Here is a 12272-nt window from a genome sequence, read left to right as displayed (position 1 = left end):
CGGCACCGCCCTTCTCGGGCGTCCATTGGTTCAAGCCGCGGGTGCGGTGTGAACGTTGGTTCCCGCGTCACTCGGGCTGGTTTCACCAACACCGCGGTGTTGGTCAGCGCCGTCCCGTCGGCGGGCATTGGTGGCCCGGCCTCCTGCTTGGGGGTCCGGGGTTCGGGGCGGGTCGTGATAGGCCTGGCTCCATCGGGCCAGATTCGTCGCCGCGTTGGTGTCTCTGTCGGCGGTATGCCCGCAACGACAGGCAAATACCCGATCTGCCAACGTCATTGCATGATCGACTGCCCCGCATCGGGGGCATAGCCGGGTCGACGGATACCAACGGTCGGCCTCGATGATCTGCCCGCCGCGCCACGCCTGTTTGTAGCGCAGCATCCGGGCGAACTCCGACCAGCCGGCATCGGATATGGCCCGAGCCAAGCGATGGTTTGTCAGCATTCCCGCCACGTTGAGGTTCTCGATGACGATCCGGTCGTGAGTCTTGACCAGCTCGCCCGACACCTGGTGGAGAAAATGGCGCCGAACATTGGCGACGTGATAGTGATGCCGCCCGAGTCGGGCGGCGGCATCCTTGCGGTGTTGTGATCCTTTCTCTTTGCGTGACAACGACTTCGTCAGCCGTCGTTGCTGCTGTATCCCAGCGGCCAACGCCTTGGGCGCGTCGGCGATGCGAGCGACCTCGGTACCGTCCGCAGTGGCGGCGACTACAAATGCCGACAGGCCGCGGTCCACGCCCACCCAGCCGCCATCGCTAGGGCGGGTCGCGTGCTGCAGACTCGGGTGCAGGTCGGCGGCCACAACGTTCAGCGAGATCCACCATCGGCCCCCGTGGCAGCTAATGGTGGCGAACAGGATTCTCGCCCGCCCCTTGGTCAGCATGCACCGCACCCGGCGGGTGTCGTCATGCACACTGATCACCCCGATGCCGGGCAGGGTCACCGAACGAGGACGGTTACCATCCCCCACACGGATCGCCGGCCGTTTGCCCGTGGGATACTTGTTGCGCAGCCGAAACGATGGGATTTCGCGTGTCTTTCTTTTGAATTTCGGGAACCTGACACGCTTGCCATTTCGCTTGCCCGACCGCGAATCCGACCACGCTTTCAAGCCTTTACTCAGGTCGACAGCGGCCTCTTCGAACACCTGCTGGTACACGTCATGCCGCCAGATCAGACCTGTCACGTTGACCTCGGCAATGCCGCGGTGATCGACGACGAAGACCCGTCCGGCGTCGGCAGTTTTCTTCCACGCATTGAACGTGTTGATCAGATCAAACCCCGTCCATGGCATTTCGACACCAGGATTGAGCTTGCGTTGGTCGAGTGAGGATTTCACCAATCTCAAGCACTGGTTGAACGAGAACCGCGAGGCCCCGGCATGCCGAGCCAGAACCTCACGCTGCTCGACTGTAGGTTCGAGGCAGAACCGGAAAGTGGTGTGCCGACTCATCACCCAACAGCGTTTCACGACCCACCGACAGGTCCCCTGCCAGCGAAGACACGCTCCAATCACGGGAGGGTATTCAGCTATCTGCCAGGCCGTGCCGCCAGTCCGTCGACTCGACAACTGCCAGTTGTTCGACACGCTTTAGGCTGGCCACATGATTGGTGTGACCAGAGACGGCAGTGTCCTGACCCTGGAACTGCAACGCGAGGAGCGGCGCAACGCGCTGAACTGCGAGCTTGTCGACAGCTTGCGGGAAGCGGTCGAGCATGCCGCTGAGCAGGACATCCGGGCCATCGTGCTGACCGGCGCGGGCCCGGTGTTCAGCTCGGGCGCGGACCTGACCGACGCCGCGGGCATGGCCGAGAAGCTCCCCGACAAGGCCCTGGCGCTGAACCTGGCGATCGACAAGGCACCGGTTCCGGTCATCGGTGCGATCAACGGCCCGGCGATCGGTGCGGGCGTCATCTTGTCGATGATCTGCGATCTGCGGGTCGTCGCCCCCGAGGCCTACTTCCAGTTCCCGGTCGCGAAGTACGGCCTGGCCTTGGACAACTGGAGCATCCGGCGACTGACCTCGCTGGTGGGTTACGGTCGGGCACGCGGCATGCTGCTCGGCGCCGAAAGGCTCACCGCGGACACCGCGCTGCAGACCGGCATGGCCAACCGCATCGGCACGCTGGCCGACGCCCAGAAGTGGGCCGCCGAGCTCGCCGGGTTCGCCCCGCTGGCGCTGCAGCACGCCAAGCGAGTGCTCAACGACGACGGCGCCTACGAGGAGTCGTGGCCCGCCCACAAGGAGCTGTTCGACAAGGCGTGGGGCAGCCAGGACGTCATCGAAGCCCAGGTGGCCCGGATCGAGAAGCGGCCGCCGAACTTCACCGGGGCCTGACATGCTGGGCGCTGCGCTGCGGTTGGGTGTCAGGTCGGCTTCACTGCTTGCCGGCGGGTGGTTGGTGCGTGCGCTGAACGGCACCTACGCGTCGGTGGGGGCACTGCCCCGCGACATCCGCCCGGTGGCGCAGCGGTCCCTGCAGTACGCCGACGGTGTGTTCGTCAACATCGAGCCGGCCTCTCCCGGCGTCACCATGAGCCGGGAAGAGTGGCGCATGCTGCTCAGCGAGATGCTCAGCTCGCGTTCGGCCAGCCGGCCGCCGGGGCTGATCCCGCTCGCCGAACCCACCGAAAATGACGGCGGAGAAGCCGCGTCGTGCGCGGTGTCCTGGTATGGGCACTCCACGGCGCTGGTGGAGATCGACGGGTACCGGGTGCTGACCGATCCGGTGTGGAGCCGCCGCTGTTCGCCGTCGCGCGTGGTGGGCCCGCAGCGGCTGCATGAGCCACCGCTGCCGCTGGAAGCTCTGCCGGCCGTGGACGCCGTGGTGATCAGCCACGATCACTACGACCATCTCGATATCGAGACGGTCCTCGGGTTGGTCCGGACCCAGCGGGCGCCGTTCGTGGTGCCGCTGGGTATCGGGGCGCATCTGCGCAAATGGCGGATACCCGAAGAGCGGATCATCGAGCTGGACTGGAACGAGAGCCACCGGATCGGCGAGCTGACCCTGGTGTGCACGCCGGCCCGGCACTTCTCCGGGCGGCTGTTCCAGCGCAACACCACGCTGTGGGCGTCGTGGGCCTTCGTCGGGCCGCAGCACCGGGCTTTCTTCGGCGGAGACACCGGCTACACCAAGAGCTTCGCCGAGATCGGTTCGGAATACGGGCCTTTCGATCTGACCCTGCTTCCGGTCGGGGCGTATCACCCGAGTTGGCCCGACATCCACATGAATCCCGAGGAGGCGGTGCGCGCCCATCTGGACGTCGCCGATTCCGGGTTGTTGGTGCCGGTCCACTGGGCGACGTTCCGGCTGGCGCCGCACCCGTGGGCCGAGCCGGTGCGCCGATTGCTGACTGCGGCCGATCCGGCCGGGGTGCAGATCGCGGTGCCGCGCCCGGGGCAGCGGGTGGACGCCGCGTCCGCGGCACTCGACCCGTGGTGGGAGTTCTGACCGGTTTCCGGTGGCAAACTGACGTCTTGAGCTCCACGACACCGACGGGACGAGGACTTTTCGCGGATGACGACGATCAATGTCACTGGTCTCACCGATGCCGAGGTGGCCCAGCGGGTAGCCGAGGGTAAGAGCAACGACGTCCCGACGCGTGCGGCGCGCAGCATCTCCGAGATCATCCGCGGCAACGTGTTCACCCGGATCAACGCGATCCTGGGTGTGCTGTTTCTGATCGTGCTGTCCACCGGTTCGTTGATCAACGGGGCGTTCGGCCTGCTGATCATCGCCAACAGCGCCATCGGCATCATCCAGGAGATCCGGGCCAAGCAGACCCTGGACAAGCTGGCCATCGTCGGACAGGCCAAGCCCACGGTGCGGAGAGAATCCGGTAGCCGCGCGGTACTGCCCGCCGAGGTCGTGCTCGACGACATCATCGAACTCGGCCCGGGCGATCAGATCGTGGTGGACGGCGAGATCATCGAGGATTCCAACCTTGAGGTCGACGAGTCGCTGTTGACCGGCGAGGCCGATCCGATCGTCAAAGCCGTGGGTGATGCGGTGATGTCGGGCAGTTTCGTGGTCGCCGGTTCCGGCGCCTACCGCGCCACCAAGGTCGGGCACGAGGCGTACGCCGCCAAGCTCGCCGAGGAGGCCTCCAAGTTCACGCTGGTGAAATCCGAACTGCGCAACGGCATCAACAAGATCCTGCAGTTCATCACCTACCTGCTGGTGCCCGCCGGTCTGCTCACCATCTACACCCAGCTGTTCACCACCGACCCTCGGGTCCTGGACTCGCTCAAGCGGACCTACCACGACATCGTCGCCAACGAGGGCGGCTGGCGAGAGTCGCTGGCAATCATCATGAGTCAGGTCTTCACCACCGATGCGGTGTGGCATGAACCGGTGTTGCGCATGGTGGGAGCCTTGGTTCCGATGGTGCCCGAAGGTCTGGTGCTGATGACGTCGATCGCATTCGCGGTCGGGGTGGTGCGGTTGGGCCGACGCCAGTGCCTGGTCAACGAGCTTCCGGCGATCGAAGGTCTGGCCCGCGTCGACGTGGTGTGCGCGGACAAGACCGGCACGTTGACCGAAAACGGTATGCGGGTCAGCGATCTGAAGCACTGCCACGGGGATCGCGAAAATACTGTCACAGAGGCGTTGGCGCAGTTGGCTGCCGATGACGCCCGGCCCAATGCGAGCATGCTGGCCATCGCCGAGGCTTTCGCGACGCCGCCGGGATGGAAGGCCACCGCGACGGCCCCGTTCAAGTCCGCCACCAAATGGAGCGGTGCGTCCTACGGCGAGCACGGCAACTGGGTGATCGGCGCCCCGGATGTGTTGTTGGACTCCAGCTCACCGGTGGCCGAGGAAGCCGAGCAGATCGGGGCCCAGGGGCTGCGGGTGCTGCTGGTCGGGTCGTCCGACCTGGCGGTCGACGCGCCGCAGGCCCCGGGCACGGTCACCCCGGTCGCATTGGTGGTGCTGGAGCAGCGGATCCGTCCCGATGCCGCTGACACCATCGAATACTTCGCTTCCCAGCATGTTTCGGTCAAGGTGATCTCCGGGGACAACGCGGTGTCGGTGGGTGCGGTGGCGGGCAAGCTCGGACTGCACGGCGAGACGATGGATGCCCGGCAGTTGCCTCACGAACCTGAGCAGTTGGCCGAAACCCTGGACGAATACACGACGTTCGGCCGAGTGCGTCCGGATCAGAAGCGGGCCATGGTGCACGCCCTGCAGTCACGCGGACACACGGTGGCGATGACCGGTGACGGCGTCAACGACGTACTGGCCCTCAAGGATGCCGACATCGGCGTCGCGATGGGCTCGGGCAGTTCGGCGTCGCGTGCGGTGGCGCAGATCGTGTTGCTGGACAACAAGTTCGCCACGCTGCCCTATGTGGTCGGTGAGGGCCGGCGGGTGATCGGCAACATCGAACGCGTCTCGAATCTGTTCCTCACCAAGACGGTGTACTCGGTGTTGCTGGCGATCCTGGTTGCGCTGGCCGGATTGTCGTCCAAGTTGTTCGGCACCGACCCGCTGTTGTTCCCGTTCCAACCGATCCACGTGACCATCGCGGCCTGGTTCACCATCGGTATCCCGGCGTTCGTCCTGTCGCTGGCCCCGAACACCGAGCGCGCCCACACGGGTTTCGTGCGGCGGGTGATGACGGCCGCACTGCCCTCCGGCCTGGTGGTCGGCACCGTAACTTTCATCTCCTACCTGGTGGCGTATCAGGGCCGGGATGCCGATCTGACGGAGCAGACGCAGGCCTCGACGGCGGCGCTGATCACGTTGCTGGTGTCCTCACTGTGGGTGCTGTCGGTGGTGGCCCGCCCCTATGAGTGGTGGCGCGTGGCCCTGGTCGCGTTTTCCGGGTTGGCATACGTGCTGATTTTTTGTTTGCCGTTGGCTCAACGCCTGTTCATGCTGGATCCGTCGAACCTCAAGGTCACCGCGGTTGCGCTGGGCATCGGCCTGGTCGGAGCATCGCTGGTGGAGGTGCTCTGGTGGATTCAGGGGAGGGTCCTGGGGGAGAAGCGCCGGTTGTGGAGATAGACTGGCGCGGCGGACGCCGGTGGAATCTGCGCCAGCGTTTCCGCTGGTCACGAGAAGATAGGGTGGGCTGATGGGATTCCTGGACAAGGCCAAGAGCCTGTTGTCGCAGAACGCTGACAAGGTGGAGCAGGTCATCGACAAGGCCGGCGACATCGTCGACGAGAAGACGCAGGGCAAGTACAGCCAGCATGTCGACAAGGCGCAAGAAGCGGCGAAGAACGCCCTCAACAAGGAAGAACCGCAGCAGTAAGTTATGGCCAAATTGTCTGTCTCCGTCGATGTTCCGTTGCCGCCGGAGAAGGCGTGGGAGTACGCCTCAGATCTGTCCCGTTACGACGAGTGGCTCAGCATCCACCGGGCGTGGCGTTCGAAGCTGCCCGAAACCCTGGAAAAGGGCACGGTCATCGACTCGATCGTCGAAGTCAAGGGCATGTTGAACCGCGTGAAGTGGACGCTGGTGAACTACAAGCCGCCGCAGTCCCTGACCCTCAACGGCGATGGCCGTGGCGGGGTAAAGGTCAAGCTGATCGGAAAGATCACGCCGGCCCAGGTGGATGGCGGAGAGGGCGCGAAAGTGTCGTTCGACGTACATCTCGGTGGGCCCGCCCTGTTCGGGCCGATCGGCATGGTGGTCGCCGCTGCGCTCAAGGGCGATATCCAGCAGTCGCTGAACAAGTTCAAGGCGCTCTACGCGTCGTCGTAGTTTCTCGCGAACAGCCCCTGCTTGCGGGGGCTGTTCGGCGTCAGCGGCGAAATCGCCGGCTGACCAGCTTGCTGAACTCGGCCGTCGAACGCCGTACGGATTCGAACTCCAGAGACACCAGCAGCGTGTCGACCATCGCGAAGGGCAGCGTGGTCACGACTGCGCCGCGGCCATATTCGAGGTGCCACGACCCGGGGTGGATGGTCAGGCCGCGGGCATGCCCGCGCTCCAGACAGGTGCGCTCGCCGGGGAGCAGCGTCGGCAACGGCACCATGTCGTCGGAATCGAGGTCGTAAGAGTCGATCTGTCCGGCGAGCAGGAACTTGTGGATGTCGACGTGCTTGTAGCGTCCGGAGAAGCCCTGTGTCCCAGTGGGGGAACCGAAAAGCACGAGATACTCACGGCGGCTGAAGTACAGGAACCTGACCTTGCCGAGGATTCCGCCGGCCTTGCTGCCCACCCACCGGCCCGGTCCGGTGTCGATCAGGTCGGGATACTCGGAGGCGAGCCGTTCGATTGCGTGTGCGAGTAGCCCGCCGTCTTCCAGTGGCAGGCCGACGACCTGCTTGGCCACGGTGTGCAGCACATCCGGGTCGATCTTGTACGTCATCGGTCGAACTCCAGCGGCAGACTGGTCGGGCCGCTGAGGCCGAGTAGTGGCTTCCAGGGAACCGGTCCGGCCACGCGAGGGTTCGGAAGCCGGCGAGACAGGATTGTGAGTGCCTCGGACAGCTCGAGCCGCGCCAGGTTGGCGCCCAGGCAGTAATGCACGCCGCCACCGAAGGTCAGGATCGGCGGCGGGTCCTCGCGGGTGATGTCGAAGCGGGTCGGGTCGTGGTAGACGGACTGATCACGGTTGGCCGCATAAGTGTTCACGATGATGAATGTCCCTGCGGGAAAACTGTAGTCGCCGATCTCGGCGTCATCGGCGACGCTGCGCACGGTGCTGCACATCGACGGCGAATGCCGCATGGTTTCCTCGACGGCGCGCATGGCCAGGTCGGGCTGCTCCCGCAGCAGCGCCCACTGGTCGGGGTGGTCGCAGAGCACCTGCATCGAAGCCGCCAGTTGGCTGCGGGTGGTGTCGGTTCCGGCGATCAGGATGGAGAACGCCAGCATTCGTAGTTCGGCGGCGTCCAGCCGGTCGCCGCCGTCTTCGATCCGGATCAGGTCGGACAGCAGATCATCGGTCAGGTGGCGACGCCGGTGGGCGATCATGTGGTCGATGTAATCGTCGAACTCGCCCCACGCCTTCAATACGACGGGCTCCTCCTGCGCGAGATCGCAGTCGAAGCTGACGATTTTGAAGATGTCCTCGGCCCAGCGGGAGAATTGCTGCCAGTCCTCGCGTGGTGCGCCGAAAAGGGCGCAGATGATCGGAATCGGATACGGCCGCGCGACGTCTGCCACGAACTCGCACCGGCCGGAGTCCTGAATACTGTCGATCAATTCGTTGACGACACTGTGGATCGCGTCGTGCATGCGCGCGGTGGCACGTGGGGTGAAAGCCCGGGCGACCAGGCTGCGCAACCGGCGGTGTTCCTCGCCCTCCATGTTCAGGATGCTGCGGGTCACCCTGGCCCACAACGGACCTGACGTGATGCCATGGGCAGACAGGTGTATGCCCTGGGGGATCCCGAACCGCGGATCGCGCAGTACGGCGCGCGCCATCTCGTAGGACAGCACTTCGGGCCCGATCGGTCCCAGTGCGATCGGCGCGACTTCCTGAGCCTCCCGGAACTGCGAATAGACCTGCTGCGGGGTGTCGGTGACGGAGTAGTCGAGGGTCGGCAGACCCGCGTCGAAAACGCTCGGCTTACACATTGGTGGACAGGAATGTCAGGGGCAGTCCCAGGGCGGACAGGTCGATCTCGTCGAGGTAGGAGCCGTCACCGGAGAATCCCTGACGGAACCGCGTCACCGACCCGTACCGCTGTGTCACGGTCTCAGCCGCCCCGGCGTCGGGCACACGGACCACCACGGTGTAGACACCGTCGCCGTGGCGGTCGAGGAAGTCGTTGACAGAGGCCGCCACCGATGCGGTCGAGCCGGGCAACGGGCTGATCAGCTCGACGCCGCGGTCCCAGTCCAGGTGCACATGGACGCCGAGGTCGGTGAGTTCGGCCGCGTTGAAGGTGAATCCGAGGTCGGTGAACATCTGCACCATGTCGGCTGTCCGCTCCGCGGCGACCGCAAACACGACGTGGTGCAGTGCCGGTTGGGAGGTCATCGGCGGACGAGCCCTCGGGGCCGGATGAGCCCGAGGTCGAGGTGGTTGTGCCAGCCGGGCGGGGCATCGCAGACATCGGGGATCGCGTTGATGGCGCCCATGGCCGTCCAGTCGTAGCCGGGATGGGTCATGGTGCCGTCGGCCCGCCGGATACCTTTGAGGGTCAGCTCGGTGGGCGGGTCGCCCTCGATCACGATCTCGTACCGGGTCTCGCCCCAATCCCATGCCGGTTCGAGCTTGTCGGGGCCTGCGGTCACATAGATCGCGTGGAAGACGATCAGTGGTTTCCCGCCCACCCACGCGGTCCATTCGTGGCGCTGCGCGGCGACGGTGCCCTTCGGGATCGCGCCCTCGTCGTGGGGGATTTCCGCGGCAGCGGTCGCGACTTCGACCTCGGCCGCGGTCACCTCGTCGATGGTCACGCCGAGTCCGTCGGCGATCATGTGCATCGATTGGGCGAAGAACGGCAGGCCGAGACCCAGAATCGTTGGCTCCGCGAGGAATTTGTCCTTGTCTTTGCCGAATCCCATCCAGTCGATGTGGTCCATCGGAGCGTCCTTCAGTACGTCGACGACCTCGTACACATGGATGGTGTCGATCCTGCTCATCACGCGGGCCAGGGTGAGCGGCAGGATGTCCCCGGCGTAACCGGGATGGATACCGCCACCGTGGAACGACGTCCCGCCGTCGGCGCAGGCCGCCCGGATCTGTTCGGCGGGCTTGCTGAAATCCGGTGAGGGATGAAAGAACCCGCTCGTGGTCACCACGTTCTTGCCGGACCGTAGCAGCCGGCACACGGTGTCGACGTCCATGATGATCGGCGTGTAGAAGACGCAGTCGGCGTCCAGCGCGACGATGGCGTCGACGTCGTCGGTGGCGGTCACACTGATCGGTGCGATACCCGCGATCACGCCGGCATCTTTGCCCACCTTGTCTCCGCTGTGCACCAGGACTCCGACGAGGTCGAACACGGGGCTCTCGGCGAAGTGTCGCACGCCGGCCCGGCCGACGTCGCCGGTCATCCACTGGATGATCCGGTAGGTCTTGTCAGACATTGAGCACACCTCGGGGCAGTAGTAGGGGCAGGTCGTTGTAGGTGGCGATGCCCGGGGGTGCGGCCACCACCGTGGGGATCGCGGTGATTGCGGGCATGGCGGTGATCGTCAGCCCGAGCATGATGAAGTCCTCGATGGTTTCGGCCACGAAGTCCGGGGGAGGTTCAAAGCTCAAGGTGCTCTTGATCGTCGGCCTGCCCTCCACGGTGACGGTGTAACCGAACGTGGTCGACCAGGCCGGTTCCAGCGACTGGCCTTTGGTCCACACGCCGCGGATCTCGATCACATCCCGCCCGCCGGCCGTGCCGATCCACCGGACATCGATGCCGGCGACGCAGCCGGCGGCGATGGTCCAGTCGCCGGGCAGATCCAGGTCTTCGGTGGTCTGGGCATAGCTGGGGTCGCACCGGATACCGTCGAGTTCGACGCCGAGAGCGACGGCAACCAGCTGGACCGCTTCCCGGAAGATGCCCGATCCCTTTTCGGTGATCGCCTGCAGATCGGGGTGGTCGATGGGATAACCGAAGCCCATCGGGATCTCGGTGGCCGGCGAGTTGTAGATCGTGGTGTCGAACGACTCCAGGATCGAGATCCGGTCGACGCGATCAGAGATGCCTGCGGTGACCACGGCGAACAACTGGATGAAGCCCGGGTTGATGCCGCTGCCGAAAATGGTTGAGCCGCCTCGTTCACAGGCGTCGATGACACGATCGCGGCCCTCGCCCAGGCCGTGCCCGTTGATGAACTCGGACGTGGTGACGACGTTGATGCCGGCGCCGAGAATGTGGACCAGTACGTCGACGTCGGCGAACATCGGGTTGTAGACGACGCAGTCCGGCTGCAGGGCCAGCAGCGCGTCGGCGTCGTCGGTGGCTGCCACGCCCAGCGGTTCGATGCCGCAGAGCTCGCCGACGTCCTTGCCCACCTTGTCGGGTGCCCAGGCGTAGCAGCCGACGAGCTCGAGTTCGGCATTCGCGACGATGGCGTGGACCGACTTGCGGCCGACGTTGCCTGTCGTCCACTGCACGACCCGGTAGGTCATGTGGTGGTCCGGTCGCCGGGCGTGAAAGTTACCGGGACCGAGCGGAATCCGCGAGTGACGGAGTTGCCGTGAAACTTCGCCTGCTCTCCCGCTGCGAGCGTGAAATCGGGCATCCGGGACAGCGCCCGCTCCAGGCCCACCTGGAATTCCAGCCGAGCCAAATTGGACCCGAGGCAGCGGTGCACGCCGGCCCCGAAACCGAGATGCCGGTTCTCGCGGCGGTCGAGGATGCACCGGCCCGCGTCGGGAAACTCCTGTTCGTCGCGGTTGGCGGCGGCGTAGTTGACGATGACCGACTCGCCCGGCGAGAACGTGCAGCCGTTCAGTTCCACCTCTTTGGCCACGGTGCGGGGGATGCCGTGGATCGACCCGGCGAACCGGATGAACTCCTCGACGGCACGGGCGAGGAGTTCGGGATCGCCGATCAAGCGGTCCCGCTCTGCCGGGTTGGTGGCGAGGTAGTGATAGGCGAAAGACATTGCGCTGGCGGTGGTCTCGAGACCGGCCTGGACCAGGAGCATGGCGTTGGACACGACATCGCCGAATGACAGTTTTTCTCCGTCGATCTCGGCGGACAGCAGGACATCGATCATGTCGTCACGCGGCGGCTGGTCCATACGAGCGGTCACGGCGTCGTGCAGGTGCTGGTACAGCCCGCCCCAGGCGCTCATCCGGTCCTGCTCGGTGGCGCCGTTGAGCGCGGTGTCGGTCAACTCGACGCACAGCGGGACGTCTTCGATCGGCATGCCGAGCAGATACTTGAAGAACACGATTCCGGGCTGGCGCCAGGCGATCTGTGCGAGGTCACCGGATCCGCTCTCGATGAATTCGTCGATGAGCCGGTCGGTCTCGGTGCCGATCTCGGGTCGCAACGCCTTCATCCGCGCCGGCGAGAAGTACGGGTTCAGGACCTTGCGGAACTTCTGCTGCCGCGGTGGGTCGAGGGTGATCACCAGATCTCCGGCGAGCTGCTCGGCGCCCTCGGGCGTCGGGTTGCTGGAGAAGTGCTCCCAGTCCTGCAGAATCTGGACACATTCCGCGTAGCGCACCGCCACCCACGCGCCGGCCGGCGTCGCGCTGAGAAACGGCTTGTCGGTGCGCGCGAACGGCGATTGGCGTCGCATCACCGAGTAGACATCGTAAAGAAAGTCGTTGTCGTTGAAATCCTGGTGGCGCAGGTCCCAGTTCTCGGCGTGACGTTCGAGTGACTCCGGCACGGTGGCTC

At 65.3% G+C, this 12272-nt stretch carries 12 protein-coding genes; 5 read left to right on the top strand and 7 right to left on the bottom strand.

Annotation, left to right across the window (positions count from 1 at the left end):
• Window positions 1-30 precede the first annotated feature (30 nt).
• Entirely contained in the window at window positions 31-1590 is a 1560-nt protein-coding gene (locus AC4ELS_RS04735) for an RNA-guided endonuclease InsQ/TnpB family protein (protein WP_499046136.1), read from the bottom strand.
• Between the two features lie 16 nt (window positions 1591-1606).
• Between AC4ELS_RS04735 and AC4ELS_RS04730 the strand changes: the two genes are divergently transcribed.
• From AC4ELS_RS04730 to AC4ELS_RS04710, 5 genes are all read left to right on the top strand, one after another.
• On the top strand, window positions 1607-2341 hold the full coding sequence (locus tag AC4ELS_RS04730; RefSeq protein ID WP_064959001.1) for an enoyl-CoA hydratase: 735 nt from the start codon (window positions 1607-1609) through the stop codon (window positions 2339-2341).
• 1 nt (window position 2342) lies between these two features.
• Window positions 2343-3458, top strand: coding sequence for an MBL fold metallo-hydrolase (locus AC4ELS_RS04725; RefSeq protein WP_064936094.1), 1116 nt, complete (start codon window positions 2343-2345; stop codon window positions 3456-3458).
• Window positions 3459-3524: 66 nt separating this feature from the next.
• A complete protein-coding gene (locus AC4ELS_RS04720) occupies window positions 3525-6017 on the top strand; it encodes a cation-translocating P-type ATPase (RefSeq protein WP_499046133.1) in 2493 nt (830 codons plus the stop codon).
• Between the two features lie 70 nt (window positions 6018-6087).
• Complete coding sequence (locus tag AC4ELS_RS04715; protein ID WP_055117413.1) at window positions 6088-6267, top strand: antitoxin; 180 nt, start codon at window positions 6088-6090, stop codon at window positions 6265-6267.
• Window positions 6268-6270: 3 nt separating this feature from the next.
• Entirely contained in the window at window positions 6271-6720 is a 450-nt protein-coding gene (locus tag AC4ELS_RS04710) for a type II toxin-antitoxin system Rv0910 family toxin (protein ID WP_036447721.1), read from the top strand.
• A gap of 40 nt (window positions 6721-6760) precedes the next feature.
• Here AC4ELS_RS04710 and AC4ELS_RS04705 read toward each other — a convergent pair whose 3' ends face one another.
• Genes AC4ELS_RS04705 through AC4ELS_RS04680 form a run of 6 tightly spaced genes read right to left on the bottom strand, consistent with a single transcriptional unit; the run spans window position 6761 to window position 12264 of the window.
• Window positions 6761-7330, bottom strand: coding sequence for an isomerase (locus AC4ELS_RS04705; RefSeq protein WP_499046130.1), 570 nt, complete (start codon window positions 7328-7330; stop codon window positions 6761-6763).
• Complete coding sequence (locus AC4ELS_RS04700) at window positions 7327-8544, bottom strand: cytochrome P450 (protein ID WP_499046127.1); 1218 nt, start codon at window positions 8542-8544, stop codon at window positions 7327-7329. Before AC4ELS_RS04700 ends, AC4ELS_RS04705 begins: the two co-directional genes overlap by 4 nt.
• Window positions 8537-8950, bottom strand: a complete 414-nt coding sequence (locus AC4ELS_RS04695) for a VOC family protein (RefSeq protein ID WP_448441728.1) — start codon at window positions 8948-8950, stop codon at window positions 8537-8539. Before AC4ELS_RS04695 ends, AC4ELS_RS04700 begins: the two co-directional genes overlap by 8 nt.
• On the bottom strand, window positions 8947-10005 hold the full coding sequence (locus AC4ELS_RS04690; protein WP_499046125.1) for an NAD(P)H-dependent amine dehydrogenase family protein: 1059 nt from the start codon (window positions 10003-10005) through the stop codon (window positions 8947-8949). The genes AC4ELS_RS04695 and AC4ELS_RS04690 overlap by 4 nt, the downstream gene beginning before the upstream one ends.
• Complete coding sequence (locus AC4ELS_RS04685; RefSeq protein WP_448441732.1) at window positions 9998-11047, bottom strand: NAD(P)H-dependent amine dehydrogenase family protein; 1050 nt, start codon at window positions 11045-11047, stop codon at window positions 9998-10000. The genes AC4ELS_RS04690 and AC4ELS_RS04685 overlap by 8 nt, the downstream gene beginning before the upstream one ends.
• On the bottom strand, window positions 11044-12264 hold the full coding sequence (locus tag AC4ELS_RS04680) for a cytochrome P450 (protein WP_448441734.1): 1221 nt from the start codon (window positions 12262-12264) through the stop codon (window positions 11044-11046). The genes AC4ELS_RS04685 and AC4ELS_RS04680 overlap by 4 nt, the downstream gene beginning before the upstream one ends.
• Between the last annotated feature and the right edge of the window lie 8 nt (window positions 12265-12272).

This window comes from Mycobacterium shunyiense (genome assembly GCF_058270035.1).
This window is presented reverse-complemented; position numbering and strand designations above follow the sequence as displayed.

Coding starts and splice junctions, on each gene's coding strand:
- AC4ELS_RS04700 (WP_499046127.1), bottom strand. CDS start 8,544: ATGTGTAAGCCGAGCGTTTTCGACGCGGGTCTGCCGACCCTCGACTAC.
- AC4ELS_RS04715 (WP_055117413.1), top strand. CDS start 6,088: ATGGGATTCCTGGACAAGGCCAAGAGCCTGTTGTCGCAGAACGCTGAC.
- AC4ELS_RS04685 (WP_448441732.1), bottom strand. CDS start 11,047: ATGACCTACCGGGTCGTGCAGTGGACGACAGGCAACGTCGGCCGCAAG.
- AC4ELS_RS04690 (WP_499046125.1), bottom strand. CDS start 10,005: ATGTCTGACAAGACCTACCGGATCATCCAGTGGATGACCGGCGACGTC.
- AC4ELS_RS04730 (WP_064959001.1), top strand. CDS start 1,607: ATGATTGGTGTGACCAGAGACGGCAGTGTCCTGACCCTGGAACTGCAA.
- AC4ELS_RS04710 (WP_036447721.1), top strand. CDS start 6,271: ATGGCCAAATTGTCTGTCTCCGTCGATGTTCCGTTGCCGCCGGAGAAG.
- AC4ELS_RS04720 (WP_499046133.1), top strand. CDS start 3,525: ATGACGACGATCAATGTCACTGGTCTCACCGATGCCGAGGTGGCCCAG.
- AC4ELS_RS04695 (WP_448441728.1), bottom strand. CDS start 8,950: ATGACCTCCCAACCGGCACTGCACCACGTCGTGTTTGCGGTCGCCGCG.
- AC4ELS_RS04725 (WP_064936094.1), top strand. CDS start 2,343: ATGCTGGGCGCTGCGCTGCGGTTGGGTGTCAGGTCGGCTTCACTGCTT.
- AC4ELS_RS04705 (WP_499046130.1), bottom strand. CDS start 7,330: ATGACGTACAAGATCGACCCGGATGTGCTGCACACCGTGGCCAAGCAG.